The following is an 18,770-nucleotide window of genomic DNA, read 5'->3' on the forward strand; positions in this document are numbered from 1 at the left end:
GTTCTGGGTCACAGATATCACCTACATCCGCACCCACGAGGGCTTCGTTTATCACGCAGTTGTCATCGATCTATTTTCTAGGCGTGTTGTTGGGTGGTCCATGCAGGGTCGGACCTATACGGATCTGCCGTTGCAAGCCCTTCTGATGGCCGTCTGGCGCCGCAAACCGAAGACCAAAGTCCAAGTGCATTCCGACCAAGGCTCACAGTTCACCAGCTATGAGTGGCAGGAGTTCCTCGAACAGCACAATCTGACGCAAAGCATGAGCCGACGTGGCAACTGCTGGGACAACGCCGTCGCCGAAAGCTTCTTCAACCTGCTCAAACGCGAACGCATCCGCCGAAGAAAGTATAAAACCCGCAAAGAAGCCCGCCAGGATGTGTTCGACTACATCGAGTTCTTCTACAACCCGCAGCGCAAACACGTTAGGAACGGAATGCTGTCGCCGATCGCATTCGAGCAGCAGCAAAAACTGAAGCTGCAAGGTGTCTAGGAAACTCGGGGCTATTCAGTCAGGGTGTTGCGACGACCGGTTGAATCCGCCCAATACTTGTCCACGACTATCAGAAGCTGCTGCGCAAGCACGGCTTCAAGGCGTCCCCTCTCACTGATGTAAACATCCGCTGTCGGGCAGCGGATGAGCGGCAAAGGCAATTGCCATGATAATTCCGCCGTCGAGAGCTTTTTCAAATCCCTCAAGGCCGAAATCGTATAGCGAAGGAACTAGCAGACCCGCCGAGAGGTCGAACTCGCCCTCTTCGAATACATCAACGGCCTCTACAACCCACGCTGCAGACACTCCGCCTTGGGCTGGAAAAGCTCCGTGGCTTTCGAACGGAAGGCCGCTTAACATGAGAACCCGACCGGAACGAAACAGCGGCTGGTCCATTGTGCTCAGACGACAAAGCCTTCGACAGACCAACGGCCCCAGTTTCGCTGGCAATCTGTCACCAATGTAAATGTCTCGCCTCCGATACATAACCATCGCAAAGCTGTTACCCGCATTTTCTAGGTTCCGTCCAAATCTCCCGAAAGGAACCACCATGAAAAAAGCTCTCTCTGTCATCGGCGCTCTTGCGATGACCACCAATGCAGCCTTTGCGGCACCCGTCCAGATCACCTGGTGGCACGGGATGGGTGGCGCGAACGAGCAGGTGATCAATCAGGTGGCCGAAAAGTTCAATGCCGCTCAAGCCGCCTGCGCGATCACCCCGGTGTCCAAAGGCACCTATGAAGAAGCGCTGGCGTCGGGCATTGCGGCGTTCCGGTCGGGCGAGCAGCCGAACATCCTGCAGGTGTTTGATGCCGGTGCCGCCACCATCATCAGCGCCAAGGGCGCGACCATTCCCGCCGAAGACCTGCTCAGCCAGAACCGCCACACGCTGGACCGCGATGCTTTCATCGACGGTATCCGCAATTTCTACGCCGATGCGGATGGCAAATTCATCGGCATGCCGTTCAACTCGTCGGCGCCGATCATGTATATCAACACCGATGCCTTCACCAAGGCCGGTGTGACGCCGCCGAAAACCTGGGAAGAATTTGAGGCCGTGGCGCCCAAGCTGAAAGAAGCGGGCTATGTGCCGCTGGCCGCCAGCCAGTTGACCTGGATGCTGTTTGAGAACTTTTTCTCACGCAACAACATTCAGATGGCATCGAACCACAACGGCTATGACAGCATCGAAGGCACCACGCTGAACGCCACAGCGCCCGAGATGATCGCGTTCTGGAACAAGCTGAAAGAATGGCACACCGCGGGTCTGTTCGGCTTCTACGGCGCAGGCTGGGCTGACAACCAAAAGCCGTTTGAAGAGGGCAAGGTTGCGCTGTGGATCGGGTCCTCGGGTTCGTTTGGCGGGCTGACCAAGACCGCGACCATGCCATTCTCGGCGGATTTCATACCTTACGTCGCTGCGATTGGCGAAGGCAACAAATCCTCGTTCATCGGCGGCGCTGCCCTGTTCGCGATGTCGGGAAAACCCGAGGCTGAGAACAAATGCTCGGCGGATTTCTTCAACTTCCTGACCACGACCGAGATTCAGACCTTCTACCATCAGGCCACCGGCTATGTCGCCATCACCAAGGCGGCGTATGAGGCATCGAAAGCCGAAGGCTGGTACGAAAAGCACCCAGTCGCTGAAGTCGGCATCAAACAACTGCTGCTGCCGACGGGCGAATGGTCGAAAGGTTATCGTCTGGGTTTCTACCCGCAGATCCGCGCTGTCGAAGAGCGTGAATTCAACAAAATCTTCTCGGGCGAAACCACCGTCGAAGACGCGTTCAAGGCCATTGAGACCGAAGGCAATGAGCTGCTGGCGAAGTTCGCCAAGACCGCAGGCTGATAGTTTAGTGCGATATGCCGGGCCTGCCACAGTGCAGGCCCGGCTTTTGTTTTGCCCCCCTGATCCTGTGACGTGAATCCCAATGACCGATGCCACCCAAACGGCCTCTGGCCCGATCCGCCGCTGGATCGCCCGCGCCACCGCACGGCCCGAGCCCGCCAAGCGCGTGCAGTTTGACCGTCCGCTGCTGCCGTGGCTGTTTCTGGCCCCGCAACTGGCGGTGATCTTTGTGTTCTTCTACTGGCCCTCGGCACAGGCGATTTCCTCATCCTTTTACATCGAAGACCCGTTTGGTTTTGGCGCGACGTTTGTGGGTTTTGACAATTACACCGACGCCTTGGGTTCGGCTGAATACCGTCACATCGCCGGGTTTACGGCAATGTTTACCGTTCTGGTCACCGCCTTCTCGCTGGGAATTGGCCTGCTGCTGGCGGTCAAGGCCGATCAGGTGATCCGCGCGAGGTCAACCTATCGCACGGCGCTGATCTCTGTTTACGCCATCGCCCCCCCGGTGGCAGGGCTGATCGGGATGATGCTGTTTGATCAGCATATCGGCCCCTTCGTCAAACTGGCCGCATGGTTCGGTTTGGACATGAAGGTGGGGTTGAATTACTTCGATACGGCTTTCGCGATGATCCTTGTGTCAGTCTGGAAACAGGTGCCCTACAACTTCATCTTCATCCTGTCCGGCCTGCAGAGCATCCCGCAAAGCGTGCGCGAGGCGGCACTGATTGATTGCAAAAACGGTGCGCGCCGCTTCTTCACCGCGATCCTGCCGCTGCTGGCCCCGACAGCGTTTTTCCTTTTGATCATCAACATCACCTACGCGCTGTTTGACACCTTTGCGGTGATCGACGTGATGGTGAAGGACAAGGCCGCCAACAACCCGATCACCCTTGTTTACAAGGTCTATCTCGACGGCTTTCGTGGCAATGACATTGGCGGATCCTCCGCCCAATCGGTGATCTTGATGCTGGTCGTGCTGGTGCTGACCCTCGTGCAATTTCGCTGGCTGGAACGCCGCGTCCATTACGGGTGAGATGATGAACCGGATACGCCCCCTAGACCATTTGATCCTGATCCTTGGCACGCTGTTCATGGTGATGCCTGTGGTGGTTGCGATGATGACCTCCACCCACACAGCGGTCGAAATCCACACCGGCGGGCTGCAACTGCTGCCCGGCAATGATGGCTATGAGACCTATCACACCGTGCTGACCCGGCAGGGCGGCTTTACGGGCCAAGTGACGGGCGCGCGGATGGTGATGAACTCGCTGATCCTCGGGCTGGGTTTTGCGGCGGGCAAGATCGTGCTGTCGATGGCGGCGGCCTATGCGCTGGTCTATTTCCGCTTCCGCTTTGCCACGCTGATGTTCTGGGTGATCTTCACCACCCTGCTGCTGCCGCTCGAAGTGCGGATCATGCCGTCCTATCAGGTGATGTCGCAGCTTGGCCTGCTGAACAGCTACACAGGCCTGATCTTGCCACTACTGGCCTCGGCCACGGGCACATTCTATTTCCGGCAGTTCTTCAAATCCATCCCGGATGAGTTGCTAGAGGCCGCCCGCATCGACGGCGCGGGCCCGGTCAAATTCTTCATCGACGTGATCTTGCCGCTGTCGAAAACCATGATGGCCGCGATCTTCATCATCATGTTCGTCTATGGCTGGAACCAATATCTCTGGCCGATGCTGATGACCACGGATGAGCGGTTCTTCACCCTGATGCGCGGTATCAAGCAGATCCTGCAAGTCTGGGTTGGCAGCCAAATCCCCGATTACAACGAAGCCTTTGCCCTTGCGGTGCTGGCGCTGCTGCCGCCGGTTCTGGTGGTGGTGGTGTTCCAGCGCTGGTTCATCAAGGGCCTGACGGAAAGCGATAAATAATGGCCGCGATCACCATCACCAATGTCTCAAAAACCTATCCGGGGGCAAGTGCGCCGTCGATCACCGACATCAACCTGACCATCGCGGATGGCGAATTCATCGTGCTGGTCGGCCCCTCGGGCTGCGGCAAATCCACCCTGCTGCGGATGGTGGCGGGGCTGGAAGACATCACGGCGGGCGAGGTCAAAATCGGTGACCGCGTCGTCAACAAGGTCGATCCCGCCGACCGTGATATCGCCATGGTGTTCCAGAACTACGCGCTTTACCCGCATATGTCAGTACGCGAAAACATGGCTTACGGCCTGAAAAACCGCAAAACTCCGAAAGCCGAGATTGAGGCGCGCGTGGCCGAAGCCGCCCGTATGCTGGAACTCGGCCCCTATCTTGACCGCAAGCCGCGTGCCCTGTCGGGTGGTCAGCGTCAGCGCGTCGCCATGGGCCGCGCCGTCGTGCGCCAGCCTGCGGCGTTTCTGTTCGACGAGCCGTTATCGAACCTTGACGCCAAGCTGCGGGTGTCGATGCGCGGTGAAATCCGCCGCCTACAAAAGCGGCTTGCCACCACATCGCTGTATGTGACGCATGACCAGCTAGAGGCGATGACGTTGGCCGATCGTCTGGTGGTGCTGAACGCAGGCAGGATCGAGCAGGTCGGAGCACCCTTGGAAATTTATCACCGTCCGGCGACGACTTTTGTGGCGAGTTTCATCGGTTCACCCGCGATGAACCTGCTGGACGCCGAAGTTGACGGCAACCGTCTGCGGATCGGCGGCCATGTGATCGAAACCGGTCGCGCCGTGCCCGCGCATGGCGCTGTCACTCTGGGCATCCGCGCCGAAGATCTGCACATCTCTGCGACCGGCCTGCCGTTCAAAGTCGATTTCGTTGAAGAACTGGGCGCGCAACGTCTGGTGCATGGCAGCATCGATGGGCAGGCGCTGGTGTTATCACTGGACCCGAAAACACCGCTTCAGTATGAGATGTGCCTGTCGGTGATTTCCGACAAGCTGCACCTGTTCGACACCATCAGCGGCAAACGGCTGGAGCAGGCGCACACTATCCCGACCCTTACCCCTGTGCTGGCATGATCTTTGCCACGACACCGCAGCTAACCGGGCTTTCCCAAACCGAGCGGAACCAGATTGCCGAGCTCCCTCGCAATGTGGCGTCGCATGATGTTCGCTTGGCGGCTCTGTCTTGCATGAACTCAGTCGAGGTGGGCGGCACAGCACCCACCGAGCCGCTCGGTTTCCCCTTCACCGTTGCCGCGTGGAACCTCGAACGTTGCCTGTTCCCAACTGAATCGGCCGTCAAAATCGCCACATCTCGTGCTCAGGTGGTGCTGCTGTCCGAGATGGATAACGGCATGGCCCGCACCGCGCAGGCCCACACCACTGCCGCAGTCGCCTCGACCCTTGGCATGGTCTATGCGTATGGGGTTGAATTCATTGAGCTTGGTCTAGGGTCGGAAACTGAACTCGAATTCTGCACCGACAACCATAACCGTCTGGGCTTTCACGGTAATGCAGTTCTTGCCGCAACACCGCTGGTGCAGCCCTTCCTGCTGCGCCTGCCTGGGCAACGCTTCTGGTTTCTTTCGGGTGGCGATCAGTCGCGCTTGGGTGAACGGTTGGCGATTGGCGCGGTGATCCAGACCGAAGCGGGTCCGGTTGTGATGGTCTCGACCCATCTGGAAAGCAACGCAGACGCCGCCCAGCGTGAAACCCAGCTTTGCATTTTGATCGACTCGCTAGAGGCCACGTTCCCCAGCCTGCCGCTGCTCATCGGCGGCGATCTGAACACTGGCAACCATATCGGCGGCGATTGGCGGGACGAGACGCTGTTTGCCCATGCGACACGACGGGGCTTCATGATTCACGGCGGCCCCGAAACCGCAATGACGACACGCGCCAGCCAGATCACCCGCTGGCCTAACCGCGCGATGAAGTTGGACTGGTTTCTGACGCGCGGGTTGCAGATCGCACAATCGCAAATCATCGCATCGACTGACAAATGGGACAAACCGCTTTCAGACCATGACATGATCGTTCTGCAAATTTCGGGTTTAAACCAATGAACTGAGGGGCGGCTTTGTGCCAAGCTTACACCCGCTTTGAGGTGCGGTCAGAATGTAAAGCTGTGAGAAATTGTTGGGGAAGAAACAGAACTTCGGTGCGCTGCGTAGCTAACAGATTGCGCACCATCAAAAAGTGCGTCGGGCTTCTACCTGTTTGTTTGTACCGAGTTCACTTTGACATGGACGCAAAGGCCATCGGCTTACTACAGCAGGTTTGGGGAAGGCGTATTCTCCGCGAAAACATCGCCTTAACGGTGGCTTTGGGCCGTTATCAACTGCCAAAGGCAACACGTCTGCTACGAGCTAAGTAGTTTCGGAGGTGCCGAACTTTGCCTGGATCTTCGCCAAATGCTGTCGCAACGCGTATTGGGCGCTACGGATATGCGCGACGGTCAGATCGGCTGCGGCATCGGCATCGCCGCGCGCGCAGGCTTCCAAGATATCAAGATGCTCGGCATTTGAACGGGCATGACCATCGGTCAGCAACAGTTGCGCGCGCAAATAGCGGTCCAGCCGGTCCATCGCGTTGGTCAGCGTGCCCAGATGAAACGGCAGATTACTGGCTCGATACAGCGTTATATGAAAGGCGCGGTTCAGATCGCCCCAACGCATCGGATCGGTGGTGCTGGCAAAGGCGTCACAAATCGCGCGGGCCTCGGCAATCAGCGCTGGCGTCATATGCGGTACAGCGGCGCGAATTACATGCGCGTCAATGATACAGCGGAAATCGAAAATCTCGCTGGCCTCTGCGATGGACAGGCCGACCACGACTGCCCCCTTGAATCGGTGGTTTTTCACCAGGCCCTGCTGTTCCAGCATGGTGATCGCCTCGCGCACAGGGATACGGCTGGTATGAAACAGCCGCGCGATTTCATCCTGACGCAGCGGATCGCCGTCTTTCAACTCGCCCTCGATGATTGCACGGCGCAACGCCTCAAAGACCAGCCCACCTGCCGAGACCATCTTGGAAACGTCCACACCCTTAAGCGCCATAGTGCCCCCCGCATTTGCTGAATGGTCTACCTACTTGCCATCAAATCGGGAAGAACTTTAATATTGTATATCGGATCCAATCTGGGTTAGGTGCAAAAGCGTGTCGATGGGGAGCTTGGCACGACGTCCACGACCGTGCCTTGCGCCGGTTTGGCGCTGCTTGCCCCACATGCGTCGCAAACAGACAATGGACCGTGAATGACCGATTTTGCGACCGCCCTCGCCGCCTTCCGCCCCGTTCAAGCCGCAGCGATAGAGCCGACAGAGTTGCAGATGCGTCTGGCCGGGCTTCAGGCGCGGATGCAGCGGGATGGGGTCAAGGCGGTCTGGCTGGATGCCTCATCGTCGCTGATCTACTACACCGGGCTACGTTTGGGCCTGTCAGAGCGGATCCATGGCGCGTTGGTGCCGTCTTCGGGTGCGCTGATCTATGTCTCGCCCCAGTTCGAAGTCCCTAAACTGCGCAGCCTGTTGCGACTGGATGGCGACGTTGTGGCGTGGGAGGAACACGAAAACCCCTACGCCCTGATCTCCGCCGAGCTGCGCGCTATGGTCGCCCCGGGTGCCGGATTGGCGCTTGATCTGGCCACCCCGTTTGTGTTCGCCGCAGGCTTGATGGCACAAATTGCAGGGCCGGTGATCTCGGCACAGAGCATGATCGAGGCACAACGCCAGTGCAAATCCACCGCCGAAATTGCGCTGATGCAAACCGCCATGAATGCCAGTTTCGCGGTGCAAAAGGCGGTCCATGCGGGCTTGCGCGCAGGGATTTCCACCACCGAAGTCACCGATTTCATCCTTGCAGCCCATGTGGCACTTGGTCTGAAACCCCTGTTCGCTGCCGCCCAATTCGGCGAGGCCACCGCCTATCCGCATGGCGTGCCAGAGCCGCAAATTCTGCAACAAGGCGATATGGTGCTGTTTGATATGGGCGGCACGCTGCACGGCTACGCCTCGGACATCACGCGCACTTATGTTTTCGGCACCCCCACGCCCCGGCAACGTCAATTGTGGGAATTGGAGCGTCAGGCGCAAAGTGCGGCCTTCGCTGCGGCACAGATCGGTGTCACCTGCGGCGCGGTCGATGATGCCGCACGCGGCGTGCTGACGGCTGCGGGTTTCGGCCCCGGCTACCGCGTCCCCGGCCTGCCGCATCGCACGGGCCACGGCCTTGGCCTCGACATTCACGAGGCACCCTATATCGTGGGCGGCAATGACACACCCTTGGCGGCAGGCATGTGCTTTTCCATCGAACCGATGCTGTGCGTTTACGGCGAATGCGGCGTGCGGCTGGAAGATATTGTTTACATGACACAATCCGGCCCCCGCTGGTTTGTGCCCCCGGCCGAGCGGCTCGATGATCCGTTCGGAAACACGACGACCTGAGGCGCACTCGCAACTGCGCCCATGAAGAAAACCGGCCCGCCTGAATGGGTCGGAACAGTGCTTAACAGAGAGTGAAAGGACCAAGACATGAAAATGCTATCCCGCATCCTGATTGCGGCCTCCGCATTGGCGATGACCACCGCCATGCCTGCCCTTGCCAAGACCTTCGTCTACTGCTCGGAAGCCTCGCCCGAGGGGTTTGATCCGGCCCCCTACACCGCTGGCGGCACCTTTGATGCCTCGGCCCACCCGATTTACAACCGTCTGGTTGAGTTCAAAAAAGGCACAACCGAAGTTGAGCCCGGCCTGGCGGAATCGTGGGAAGTGTCGGCGGATGGGCTGGAATACACCTTCAAGCTGCGTCAGGGTGTGAAGTGGCATTCCAACGAAAAATTCACCCCGTCGCGCGATTTCAACGCCGATGACGTGATCTTCAGCTATCAGCGCCAAGCTTCGGCAGATCACCCGTGGAACCAATATATCGCTGGCATCACCTATGAGTATTACAACTCGATGGAGATGCCCTCGCTGATCAAAGACATCGTCAAGGTTGACGATTACACCGTGAAATTCGTGCTGACCCGTCCCGAAGCACCGTTCCTGGCGAACATCGCGATGCCTTTTGCGTCGATCGTCTCAGCCGAATACGCCTCGGTTCTCGAAGCCGCTGGCACCAAGGAAGATCTGAACAACGCCCCGATCGGCACCGGCCCGTTCAAGTTTGTCGCCTACCAAAAAGACGCCGTGATCCGTTACGCCAAGAACCCGGATTACTGGGGCCCCGCCCCGAAGATCGACGATCTGGTGTTCGCGATCACCCCGGATGCCGCTGTGCGCCTGCAAAAGCTGAAAGCTGGCGAATGCCAACTGATGCCGTACCCGGCGCCTGCTGATCTGGCGGCGATCAAGGAAGATCCGAACCTGAAAGTCGAAGAGCAGGCTGGCCTGAACGTCGGCTACCTCGCCTATAACACCACCCAAGCGCCGTTCGACAATCCGAAGGTGCGTAAAGCGCTGAACATGGCGATGAACAAGCAGGCGATCATTGACGCTGTGTTCCAAGGGGCTGGCCAAGTTGCCAAAAACCCGATCCCGCCGACGATGTGGTCGTATAATGATGCCATCGTCGATGATGTCTACGATCCGGTCGCAGCCAAGGCTGCTTTGGAAGCCGAAGGCGTCAAAGATCTGTCGATGAAGATCTGGGCGATGCCTGTGCAGCGCCCCTACATGCCGAACGCCCGTCGTGCGGCAGAACTGATGCAGGAAGACTTCGCCAAAGTCGGCGTTAAGGTCGAGATCGTCTCCTACGAATGGGGCGAATACCTTGATAAGTCGATGGAGCCGGGCCGCGATGGCGCGGTGATCTTGGGCTGGACCGGCGACAATGGCGACCCGGACAACTTCATGGGCGTCTTGCTGTCCTGCGCCTCGGCTGGCAAGGGCGGCGCAAACCGCGCCTTCTGGTGCAACCAAGAGTTCTCGGATCTGCTGTCGAAAGCCAAGCAGACCTCGGACGTGGCAGAGCGCACCAAGCTTTACGAACAAGCACAGGTGATCTTCAAGGATCAAGCCCCTTGGGCGACGCTCGACCATTCGACGCAATATGTGCCGATGGCCAAGAACGTCACCGGCTTCGTGATGAGCCCCTTGGGCGATTTCACCTTCGATACCGTCGATCTGACTGAATAAGTCAGCCACTCTAACCGGATGCGCGGGGGCCCTCCCCGCGCATCCGACATTTTGGCCGCGTGTTGGCCTAAGGATCCTCACATGATCAGATTCATTCTCAGCAAACTGCTGTATCTGGTGCCAACGTTTCTGGGCATCACCTTGATTGCCTTCAGTTTTGTCCGCATCCTGCCCGGCGATCCGGTACTTTTGATGGCAGGCGAACGCGGCATCTCGCCCGAACGTCACGCAGAGCTTTCGGCACAACTTGGCTTTGACCGCCCCCTTTGGGTGCAATATTTCGATTTCCTCGGCCGGCTGTTCCACGGCGATCTTGGCAACTCGCTGGTCACCAAAAAACCGGTGATGGCCGAATTCCTGACCCTGTTCCCGGCAACGGTTGAACTCGGTCTGGTCGCCATCCTGATCGCCACCCTGATCGGTGTGCCCGTCGGCGTGATGGCAGCCATCAAGCGCGGCTCGTGGTTTGATCAGGTGTCGATGACCGCCGCTTTGGTGGGTTTTTCGATGCCGATCTTCTGGTGGGGCCTGCTGCTGATCATCTTCTTTTCCGGCATCTTGGGCTGGACCCCGGTATCAGGCCGCATTTCACTGATGTATTTCTTCCCCGATGTGACCGGATTCATGCTGATCGACAGCCTGATTTCCGGGCAAAAGGGCGCGTTCACCTCAGCAATCTCGCATCTGATCCTACCGTCCGTCGTGTTGGCCACCATCCCCTTGGCCGTGATTGCGCGCCAAACCCGCTCGGCGATGCTGGAAGTGATGGGCGAAGATTACGTCCGCACCGCCCGCGCCAAGGGCATGTCGCCGTCGCGCGTGATCGGAGTGCATGCGCTGCGCAACGCGATGATCCCGGTGATCACCACCATCGGCTTGCAAATTGGTGTGCTGATGGCAGGTGCCATCCTGACCGAGACGATTTTCTCGTGGCCCGGCATCGGCAAGTGGATGATCGATTCCATCTCGCGCCGTGACTATCCGGTCGTGCAAAGCGGGCTTTTGTTGATTGCGGGGCTGGTGATGCTCGTCAATCTCTTGGTCGACCTGACCTATGGCCTCATCAACCCGAGGATCCGCCACAAATGAGCGATACAACCATCAAACTCAGCGATGCCGCGATCCGCCGTCAGATGCTGGCCGATTTCTGGTTCTACTTCAGGCAAAACCGCGGCGCGGTGGTCGGCATGTGGGTGTTCATCGGTTTGGTGATCTTGGCCGTCTTCGCCCAAGTCATCGCCCCGCATGACCCCACCCAACAATACCGCGACGCGCTGCTCGCCCCGCCGTTCTGGCAAGAGGGTGGCAGCACAAGCTTCCTGCTTGGCACCGACGCTGTGGGCCGTGATATGCTGTCCCGGCTGATCTACGGCGCGCAATATTCACTGTTCATCGGCATCGTCGTGGTGGCCATCGCGCTGATCGGCGGCATCTTCGTGGGCCTGCTGGCGGGCTTCTTCGGCGGTTGGGTCGATACCGTTATCATGCGGGTGATGGATGTGATTCTCGCCTTCCCGTCCTTGCTGCTGGCCTTGGTGCTGGTGGCGGTGCTGGGGCCGGGGCTTACCAACGCGATGATCGCCATCGCCATCGTCTATCAGCCGCACTTCGCCCGCCTGACACGCGCCGCCGTGATGGGCGAGAAAGAGCGCGAATACGTCACCGCCGCCCGTGTCGCAGGCGCAAGCACCATGCGGCTGATGTTCAAAACCATCCTGCCGAACTGCCTCGCCCCTCTGATCGTGCAAGCCACCTTGTCGTTCTCGTCCGCCGTGCTCGATTCCGCCGCCCTTGGCTTCCTTGGCATGGGCGCACAGCCGCCCTCGTCGGAATGGGGCACCATGCTCGCCGAAGCGCGCGAGTTCATCCTGCGCGCGTGGTGGGTCGTTACCCTGCCCGGCCTTGCCATCCTGATCTCGGTGCTGGCGATCAACCTGATGGGCGATGGCTTGCGTGACGCCCTCGACCCCAAGCTGAAGCGGAGCTGAGCCATGGAGAAACAAACCGGGGCCCTTTTGAACATCAAAAACCTGACCGTGCGCTTTGCCACCTCAACCGGGGCCTTCATCGCAGTTGACGGCGTGGATGTCTCGGTCAGCCCGCGCGAAGTGCTGGCGATTGTCGGCGAAAGTGGCTCGGGCAAATCGGTGTCGATGCTTGCGGTGATGGGCCTGTTGCCCGACACCGCCACCGTCACCGCAGATGAGATGACCTACGACGGCCGCGATCTACTGAAGATGACCGCGGCAGAGCGCCGCAAGCTGATCGGGCGTGAGATCACGATGATCTTTCAGGAACCCGTCGCCTCGCTCAACCCGTCCTTCACCGTGGGCTTCCAGATCGAGGAAGTCTTGCGCTTCAATCTCGGGATGGACCGCAAAGCCGCCCGCGCCCGCGCGGTCGAACTTTTCAACGCCGTAGGCATCCCCGAGCCGGAAACCAAGCTGAACGCCTATCCGCACCAGATGTCGGGCGGTCAGTGCCAGCGCGTGATGATCGCCATGGCGATCGCCTCTAACCCGCGGCTGCTGATCGCGGATGAACCCACCACGGCGCTGGATGTGACGATCCAGAAGCAAATCCTCGATCTGCTGATGGATTTGCAGGAAAAGCACGGCATGGCGCTGATCCTGATCACGCATGACATGGGTGTCGTCGCCGAAACCGCCGACCGTGTGATCGTCCAATACAAAGGGCGCAAGATGGAAGAAGCCGATGTGCTGAGCCTGTTTGAAAACCCGCAGAATTCCTACACCCGCGCGCTGTTGTCGGCCCTGCCCGAGAATGCCAAGGGGGATCGTTTGCCCACTGTCGCCGATTTCATGGCAGCGGAGGCAAAGCTATGACCGTGGTGATCGAAGGCAAAGCGCTGACGCAGGATTATCTGGTCAGCGGTGGAATGTTTGCGGCCACCAAGCATGTGCGCGCCGTCAAAGGCGTTGATTTCGCGGTGGAAAAGGGCAAGACCCTTGCCATTGTCGGCGAAAGCGGCTCGGGCAAATCGACACTGGCCCGTATCATCGCGCTGATTGATGCCCCCTCCAGTGGTGTATTGAAGGTTGATGGCCAGGAGATCAACATCAGTCGCAAACGCCTGACGCCCGAGATGCGGTCCAAAGTGCAGATGGTTTTCCAGAACCCCTACGGCAGCCTCAATCCGCGCCAAAAGGTCGGCGATGTGCTGATGGAGCCGCTGCTGATCAACACGCCGCTTTCGGCTGCCGAGCGGCGCGAGAAGGCCGAGGCGATGCTGGCCAAGGTTGGCCTGCAACCCGAACATTTCAACCGCTACCCACATATGTTTTCGGGCGGCCAACGCCAGCGCATCGCCATCGCGCGCGCATTGATGCTGAACCCGGCATTGCTTGTGCTGGATGAGCCAGTCTCTGCGCTGGACTTGTCGGTGCAGGCGCAGGTACTAAATTTGCTCGCCGATTTGCAGGACGAATTCAACCTGACCTATGTCTTCGTCAGCCATGACCTGTCCGTGGTGCGCTACATCGCCGATGACGTGCTGGTGTTAAGCAAGGGTGTAGCAGTTGAGCAAGGTAGTCGTGAGGCGCTGTTCGCAAATCCGCAGCATCCCTATACGCAGCAATTGTTTGCCGCGACACCCGTGACAGACGTAGCCGCAATCCGTGCAAGGGTAGAGCGTCGTCGGCTCGCGGGGGCAAAGCTCTAGCCTTGGCCAAGGTGAGCGAAACTACCGATGAAAGGACGCCTGTTGATTTCCAAGCCTGCGCGATGTGGCGCAGCTCCATGATTCAGGTGGTGCGCGTTCCTAGGCTTCACTTCACGCTGCCATTCGCATGACCAAAATGAGCGCTTATTCGATTAGAACGTACTGCCAAAATTGATGCGGCGCCGAGGCCAGACAGTTTGGCGCATGAAGGGTGAACGAAACGCAACCAATTTGCAATTCCAATTGCCCGCTTCGGGCTTATTCTGTTGAAAACCTCGGCGTGTGAGCCGCGATGACATGGGCTCGTCATTTGCGCGCCCGTCTCTCGATCACGCGGGTCGGGCTACTGTTGGTGTGGGCAGGAGCTTTGCGAGCTTCCTGAGGTTCTGGGCGGCAGCGGCGAGGTGGAATTCATCGTGTGCGCCGAATGGGCCGCGCAATCGGAGACGGTTCAGGCCGAGAATCCGCTTCAGACGTGCAAAAAGCATCTCGACTTTCTTCCGGAGCTCGCAGGAGATTGGGTATTGCTCTGTCCGAGCGATCGCCCGGGCCACATCGCGGGATGGCTCGTAAATCGACCTTGTCACTTTGCGCGAAGGTTCTTTCGGGCAGCATCGCGATCTCAAAGCACAGCCATCGCAATCTGCCTTGCTGGCCCTGTACCGGAGCATACCATCTGCGTCCGGGCTCTTCTCTCTGGGCTTGGCAAATGCACGGCGACTTTGCTTCAGTTCCTTGGTGCCCGGACAGGTGTAAATATCCCTCTCAGCATCATAGGCGACGTCGGCCCGCACGAATATGTCGTCCTTGCGCCCTGATTTGTCGATGACCGGAATATGCGGCGCGCATCCCAGGCTGCTGAACCAGCCAGTCAAGCATCTCGCCCTTGCCATAGGCCGTGTCCGCGATCAGGCGTTACGGCTTTATGCCGAACGTATCGTTCACGCGCTCGATCATCGTCCGCTCCGCCCCAACCTCGGCTTGGCGGATCGAGTGGGCGGCTTCCACATCGAGGATAACATCGTTATCGGTGTCGATCAGATAATTGGTGGAATAGGCAAAATAGGCAGGCCCGCCCCGCGCCCCGGTCCATTGCGATGCCGAATCGGAATGTGATGTGAACTTTGGCTCAACTGGGCTGGCTGCACCAAAAGCCGCATCGTCGAGGGTGGCAAGATATTCCCGTACAGCCCGTGGTGCATCTTCGGGATTGATGGCCCTAGGTTCCCAATCAGCCTGTGGCGTCGAGTTCTTACGGTTTGCATCTGCTGGAATGAGGCTGGCCTCCGCCGCTAAACGCTGGCCGCTCGCCAGCCCTTCTGAGATGCAGCGGGCAACCACCGTCTCGAACAGATGCCGTAGAAGATCGCTGTCGCGGAAGCGGCCATGCCGGTTCTTGGAAAAAGACGAATGGTCGGGGACTTGCTTATTCTGATCCAAGCGACAAAACCAGCGACACGCGAGGTTAAGATGGACCTCGTCGCAAAGCCGACGCTCCGACCGGATCACCATAATATAGCCGACAAGAAGCATTCTAATCATCAACTCTGGATCAACCGATGGCCGCCCCGTGGCACTGCAGAAGGGCGCAAGATGCTGACGAAGGCCAGAGAGATCAACGAACCGGTCGACCGAACGCAACATGCGGTCTGGCGGAACATGTCCTTCGATTGAGAACTCGTAAAACAGAGCGCCCTGCGCTTCTTGCCGCGGTCCCATCATCGCCGCCCACCCCCACCAACCCAACTGAAAGTGAATCAGCGATCAGTCGGCCAATCAAGCTGAGCTTTTCAACAGAATAAGCGCTTTATCACCCCCGATGCGCAGGGTGCCAAGCTGCCCTATGCTGACGATTTTGCCGCGTTGGACCGGGTTGAAGTGACGGGCACCTATACCGGCAAGCTGATCCTACAGCATCCAGCCCCCCGCCATCTGGGTGATCGCCATCTGTGACGGCTCGGGGTCGATCCTGTCTAAAAAGGCCACCGAAGCCCTCGGCCCCGGGATTTCCACCTGCACAATCGGATCAGGGCCCTATGTCTTCAAAGACTGGAAGCTCCGCGATCAGGTGGCGTTAGAGGCAAACCCGGACTATGCGGACCGCGATATGCCCGCATTCCGGCAGATCATCCTAAAGCCGATTGTAGAGCCGCGCACCGCCTTGCTGTTGCTGCTGGCTAAGGAAACGGCGCTGACCGAAGCGGATGGAACAGCCGAAGATGAGCTGGCCAAAGACAGTGACGTGGCGGTCGTCAAGATAGAGGGGATTGACTATTCTTGGGTCAGTACTTGGGTCAGTCTGAACGTCGAAAAGGGCGCGCTGACCGATCCGCGGGTGCGTCAGGCGATCCGACTGGGGATGGATATCCAGACCGTGATCGACGGAGCCTATGCTGGCAAGGTCGGGCGGGCCAATGCTCTGCTGGCCCCGCCACTGCTGGGCTATTGGGCCGAAGCCCCGGTCTATAACCGCGACATTGCCGCAGCGCAGGCGCTGCTGGCCGAGGCAGGGCAAAGCAATATCGCGCTGACCTTCACCTGCCTGAACGATTCAACGTCGCAGGCCATCGCCCAGATCGTGCAGGCCAATCTGTCCGAAATCGGCATTACTCTGACCATCAGCGCGCTGGACCCCGGTGCCTATTGGGCGATGGGGTCGGGCGATGCGGCAAAAGATCTGGAACTGACGCTGATCACCTATGCCTCCAAATTCGACCCCAGCTTTCAGACCCAATGGTTTCTGGGCTCGCAAGTCGGTTTGTGGAACTGGCAGCGCTGGACCAGCGACGAATTTGACCGATTGCACAATGAGGCGGCGGCGATGCTGGGTTGCGCCCTACTCGGCGAGGCCCTACTCGGCGAGGCCCTGCGCGACGCGGTTGACCCAAAGCTGAAAGGGCGGATGTGATGCAGGATGCAAACCGCAGCGGCCCCATCGGTCTGCACAACCTGTCGCTTGATTTTACCAGCCGGGGTGCCGCCCCCAGCCCGGTGCTGCGTGACATCTCGCTCGACATTCCGCCGCGCTCAATCATCGGGCTGGTGGGCGAATCTGGCAGCGGCAAATCGACGGTGGCGCTGGCCCTGATGGGCTTGCTGGCCCCAAATGCGCGGGTACGCGGCGGCCAGATCATGTTGCGCGACCGCAAGATTGAATGCAGCGACAGCGCCGCGCTGGCGGACCTGTGGGGGCATGAGTTTGCGATGATTTTTCAGGATCCCACGGCCTCGCTCAATCCGGTGTTCAGCATCCGGGCGCATCTGCACGAGGTGCTGCGCCGCTGTGACCCACAGGCAAACCACGCCGAAAGGCAGACACGAGCGGTTGCCGCACTGGCAGCGTTTGGCTTTGACCGCCCCGAGGCGCGGGTGCGTAACCATGTGCACGAGCTATCCGGTGGCATGCGGCAACGTGTGGTCATCGCAATGGCGCTGCTGGCGCGGCCCAGCCTGCTGATCGCAGATGAGCCGACCACCGCGCAGGATGTGAACGTCGAGGCGCAGATGTGCGCGATGAAATCGGCTGTTCGATCCTGCTGATCACCCATTCGCTGGGTCTGGTGGCGCGCTACTGCGATCTGGTGGCGGTGATCTATGCCGGTGAAATCGTCGAGCGCGGCGCGGTGGCTGATGTGGTCCGTCACCCGGCGCATCCCTATACCGCCGATCTTTTTACCTGCGATGTCGAGATCGACGCGCCACGGGCCAATCCGCCACTGGCGCAAAGCTTTCAGGTGATCCGCGGCGAGCTGCCCGCCCTGCGGGATTTGCCCAAGGGCTGCATCTATGCGCCGCGCTGTGCCCACGCCGTAGCAGATTGCACCGCAGCACACCCCGATCTGCGGCCATTGGCAGGCAAACCCGGTCAGGAGGCCCGATGCATTCTGACACCATAGCCCCACCCGCAGCCATTGATGTGGCAGCCGCCGTCGTGACCTTTGGCTCCTTCCGGGCGCTGAACGGCGTTTCAGTCGCGGTCCCCACTGGCAGTTGTTTCGGCATTGTCGGCGAAAGCGGTTCTGGCAAAACTACGCTTTTGCGCGCCATTCTAGGGCTTCAGCGGCTGAGCGCGGGTCAGGTTGCCCTGATGGGTGCGGTGCAGCCCCCCGCCCAGCGCGATTTTCGCAGCCTGATCACCACGATCCAGCCGATTTTTCAGGATCCGGCGCAATCGCTGTCGCCGCGCCGCCGGATTGGTCAGTCGATGGACGAGGTGGCTGGATGACTGGGCAAGTCGCGCGACGAGATCCGCGCCCGGCTGGCGGACGTCCTGCAACAGCTGAGCCTGCCGCCGGGCGTGGTTGATCAATATCCGCATCAGATCAGCGGCGGTCAGGCCCGTCGCGCCGCCATCGCCCGCGCCCTGCTGTTCCGTCCCCGCATTCTGGCGGCGGATGAACCAACCGCCGGTCCCGATGTCTCGGTTCAGGGCGATTTGCTGAATTTGTTGCAAGAGATCAGTGTTGAAACCGCGGTGGCCCTGCTGGTGGTCAGCCACAATCTGGCGGTGGTGCGGCTGATTGCCGATCAGGTCGCGGTGAGGCATCGCGGTCGTATTGTCGAGCAAGGCGATTGCGCCACGGTCCTGCAAACGCCGCAGGCCGAGTACACGCAACAACTGCTCGCCTCTTGGCCTCGCGCACATCATGTGGACGACGCCCAAGGATAGCGATGCGATACCCATAAGGATGCCGCAACATAAGGCCACCACCCGG

At 59.4% G+C, this 18,770-nt stretch carries 16 protein-coding genes and 3 pseudogenes; 17 read left to right on the top strand and 2 right to left on the bottom strand.

The window, feature by feature from the left end:
• From AKV04_RS14810 to AKV04_RS14840, 7 genes and pseudogenes are all read left to right on the top strand, one after another.
• Window positions 1–493, top strand: a 493-nt coding sequence (locus AKV04_RS14810; protein ID WP_156317571.1) for an IS3 family transposase, incomplete at its 5' end; no start/stop codon positions are given.
• A gap of 62 nt (window positions 494–555) precedes the next feature.
• Window positions 556–850 (top strand): annotated as a pseudogene (locus tag AKV04_RS25625) (IS3 family transposase); the annotation flags it as partial.
• Window positions 851–1,043: 193 nt separating this feature from the next.
• On the top strand, window positions 1,044–2,342 hold the full coding sequence (locus AKV04_RS14820; RefSeq protein WP_054007205.1) for an extracellular solute-binding protein: 1,299 nt from the start codon (window positions 1,044–1,046) through the stop codon (window positions 2,340–2,342).
• An 82-nt stretch (window positions 2,343–2,424) separates the two neighbouring features.
• On the top strand, window positions 2,425–3,381 hold the full coding sequence (locus tag AKV04_RS14825) for an ABC transporter permease subunit (RefSeq protein ID WP_054007206.1): 957 nt from the start codon (window positions 2,425–2,427) through the stop codon (window positions 3,379–3,381).
• A 4-nt stretch (window positions 3,382–3,385) separates the two neighbouring features.
• Window positions 3,386–4,228 (top strand): sn-glycerol-3-phosphate ABC transporter permease UgpE, encoded by an 843-nt coding sequence (ugpE, locus tag AKV04_RS14830; protein ID WP_054007352.1) that lies wholly within the window; start codon window positions 3,386–3,388, stop codon window positions 4,226–4,228.
• Entirely contained in the window at window positions 4,228–5,313 is a 1,086-nt protein-coding gene (locus AKV04_RS14835; RefSeq protein ID WP_054007207.1) for a sn-glycerol-3-phosphate import ATP-binding protein UgpC, read from the top strand. Before ugpE ends, AKV04_RS14835 begins: the two co-directional genes overlap by 1 nt.
• A gap of 113 nt (window positions 5,314–5,426) precedes the next feature.
• On the top strand, window positions 5,427–6,302 hold the full coding sequence (locus AKV04_RS14840; protein WP_156317573.1) for an endonuclease/exonuclease/phosphatase family protein: 876 nt from the start codon (window positions 5,427–5,429) through the stop codon (window positions 6,300–6,302).
• 303 nt (window positions 6,303–6,605) lie between these two features.
• Here the strand turns inward: AKV04_RS14840 and AKV04_RS14845 are convergent, their stop codons facing one another.
• Complete coding sequence (locus tag AKV04_RS14845) at window positions 6,606–7,295, bottom strand: GntR family transcriptional regulator (protein WP_054007209.1); 690 nt, start codon at window positions 7,293–7,295, stop codon at window positions 6,606–6,608.
• 198 nt (window positions 7,296–7,493) lie between these two features.
• Between AKV04_RS14845 and AKV04_RS14850 the strand changes: the two genes are divergently transcribed.
• The 6 genes from AKV04_RS14850 (at window position 7,494) to AKV04_RS14875 (ending at window position 14,055) form a co-directional block, all read left to right on the top strand.
• On the top strand, window positions 7,494–8,681 hold the full coding sequence (locus AKV04_RS14850; protein ID WP_054007210.1) for a M24 family metallopeptidase: 1,188 nt from the start codon (window positions 7,494–7,496) through the stop codon (window positions 8,679–8,681).
• Window positions 8,682–8,774: 93 nt separating this feature from the next.
• On the top strand, window positions 8,775–10,373 hold the full coding sequence (locus tag AKV04_RS14855; RefSeq protein ID WP_407638452.1) for an ABC transporter substrate-binding protein: 1,599 nt from the start codon (window positions 8,775–8,777) through the stop codon (window positions 10,371–10,373).
• An 81-nt stretch (window positions 10,374–10,454) separates the two neighbouring features.
• A complete protein-coding gene (locus tag AKV04_RS14860) occupies window positions 10,455–11,462 on the top strand; it encodes an ABC transporter permease subunit (RefSeq protein WP_054007212.1) in 1,008 nt (335 codons plus the stop codon).
• Window positions 11,459–12,361 (top strand): ABC transporter permease subunit, encoded by a 903-nt coding sequence (locus AKV04_RS14865; RefSeq protein ID WP_054007213.1) that lies wholly within the window; start codon window positions 11,459–11,461, stop codon window positions 12,359–12,361. Before AKV04_RS14860 ends, AKV04_RS14865 begins: the two co-directional genes overlap by 4 nt.
• Window positions 12,362–12,364: 3 nt before the next feature.
• Window positions 12,365–13,219 (top strand): ABC transporter ATP-binding protein, encoded by an 855-nt coding sequence (locus AKV04_RS14870; RefSeq protein WP_054007214.1) that lies wholly within the window; start codon window positions 12,365–12,367, stop codon window positions 13,217–13,219.
• The gene (locus tag AKV04_RS14875; RefSeq protein ID WP_054007215.1) at window positions 13,216–14,055 is read left to right on the top strand and encodes a dipeptide ABC transporter ATP-binding protein; all 840 of its coding nucleotides are present in this window, start codon (window positions 13,216–13,218) and stop codon (window positions 14,053–14,055) included. Before AKV04_RS14870 ends, AKV04_RS14875 begins: the two co-directional genes overlap by 4 nt.
• A gap of 329 nt (window positions 14,056–14,384) precedes the next feature.
• On the opposite strand, the pseudogene AKV04_RS14880 reads toward AKV04_RS14875, so the two are convergent.
• Window positions 14,385–15,777, bottom strand: a pseudogene (locus AKV04_RS14880) (IS1182 family transposase).
• A 214-nt stretch (window positions 15,778–15,991) separates the two neighbouring features.
• On the opposite strand from AKV04_RS14880, the gene AKV04_RS14885 reads away from it, so the two are divergent.
• The 4 genes and pseudogenes from AKV04_RS14885 to AKV04_RS27195 all read left to right on the top strand — a co-directional run bounded on the left by AKV04_RS14885 (window position 15,992) and on the right by AKV04_RS27195 (window position 18,724).
• Window positions 15,992–16,963: an ABC transporter substrate-binding protein gene (locus AKV04_RS14885; RefSeq protein ID WP_054007216.1), complete on the top strand. Its 972-nt coding sequence runs from the start codon at window positions 15,992–15,994 to the stop codon at window positions 16,961–16,963.
• Window positions 16,963–17,595 carry an ATP-binding cassette domain-containing protein gene (locus AKV04_RS14890; protein WP_054007217.1) on the top strand — a complete coding sequence of 211 codons (633 nt, stop codon included), beginning with the start codon at window positions 16,963–16,965 and terminating at the stop codon, window positions 17,593–17,595. Before AKV04_RS14885 ends, AKV04_RS14890 begins: the two co-directional genes overlap by 1 nt.
• Window positions 17,562–17,951, top strand: coding sequence for an oligopeptide/dipeptide ABC transporter ATP-binding protein (locus AKV04_RS14895; protein ID WP_054007218.1), 390 nt, complete (start codon window positions 17,562–17,564; stop codon window positions 17,949–17,951). Before AKV04_RS14890 ends, AKV04_RS14895 begins: the two co-directional genes overlap by 34 nt.
• Window positions 17,933–18,724 (top strand): annotated as a pseudogene (locus AKV04_RS27195) (ATP-binding cassette domain-containing protein). The gene AKV04_RS14895 and the pseudogene AKV04_RS27195 overlap by 19 nt, the downstream one beginning before the upstream one ends.
• The last annotated feature ends 46 nt before the right edge of the window (window positions 18,725–18,770 follow it).

Origin of the sequence: Cypionkella psychrotolerans (genome assembly GCF_001294535.1) — a bacterium.
In the GTDB taxonomy this organism is placed as follows: Bacteria; Pseudomonadota; Alphaproteobacteria; order Rhodobacterales; family Rhodobacteraceae; genus Cypionkella; species Cypionkella psychrotolerans.

What these genes read in the sequence shown, in the direction of transcription:
- AKV04_RS14860 (WP_054007212.1), top strand. Translation starts at nt 10,455, where the DNA reads ATGATCAGATTCATTCTCAGCAAACTGCTGTATCTGGTGCCAACGTTT.
- AKV04_RS14855 (WP_407638452.1), top strand. Translation starts at nt 8,775, where the DNA reads ATGCTATCCCGCATCCTGATTGCGGCCTCCGCATTGGCGATGACCACC.
- AKV04_RS14850 (WP_054007210.1), top strand. Translation starts at nt 7,494, where the DNA reads ATGACCGATTTTGCGACCGCCCTCGCCGCCTTCCGCCCCGTTCAAGCC.
- ugpE (WP_054007352.1), top strand. Translation starts at nt 3,386, where the DNA reads ATGAACCGGATACGCCCCCTAGACCATTTGATCCTGATCCTTGGCACG.
- AKV04_RS14825 (WP_054007206.1), top strand. Translation starts at nt 2,425, where the DNA reads ATGACCGATGCCACCCAAACGGCCTCTGGCCCGATCCGCCGCTGGATC.
- AKV04_RS14820 (WP_054007205.1), top strand. Translation starts at nt 1,044, where the DNA reads ATGAAAAAAGCTCTCTCTGTCATCGGCGCTCTTGCGATGACCACCAAT.
- AKV04_RS14840 (WP_156317573.1), top strand. Translation starts at nt 5,427, where the DNA reads ATGAACTCAGTCGAGGTGGGCGGCACAGCACCCACCGAGCCGCTCGGT.
- AKV04_RS14870 (WP_054007214.1), top strand. Translation starts at nt 12,365, where the DNA reads ATGGAGAAACAAACCGGGGCCCTTTTGAACATCAAAAACCTGACCGTG.
- AKV04_RS14875 (WP_054007215.1), top strand. Translation starts at nt 13,216, where the DNA reads ATGACCGTGGTGATCGAAGGCAAAGCGCTGACGCAGGATTATCTGGTC.
- AKV04_RS14845 (WP_054007209.1), bottom strand. Translation starts at nt 7,295, where the DNA reads ATGGCGCTTAAGGGTGTGGACGTTTCCAAGATGGTCTCGGCAGGTGGG.
- AKV04_RS14835 (WP_054007207.1), top strand. Translation starts at nt 4,228, where the DNA reads ATGGCCGCGATCACCATCACCAATGTCTCAAAAACCTATCCGGGGGCA.
- AKV04_RS14865 (WP_054007213.1), top strand. Translation starts at nt 11,459, where the DNA reads ATGAGCGATACAACCATCAAACTCAGCGATGCCGCGATCCGCCGTCAG.
- AKV04_RS14890 (WP_054007217.1), top strand. Translation starts at nt 16,963, where the DNA reads ATGCAGGATGCAAACCGCAGCGGCCCCATCGGTCTGCACAACCTGTCG.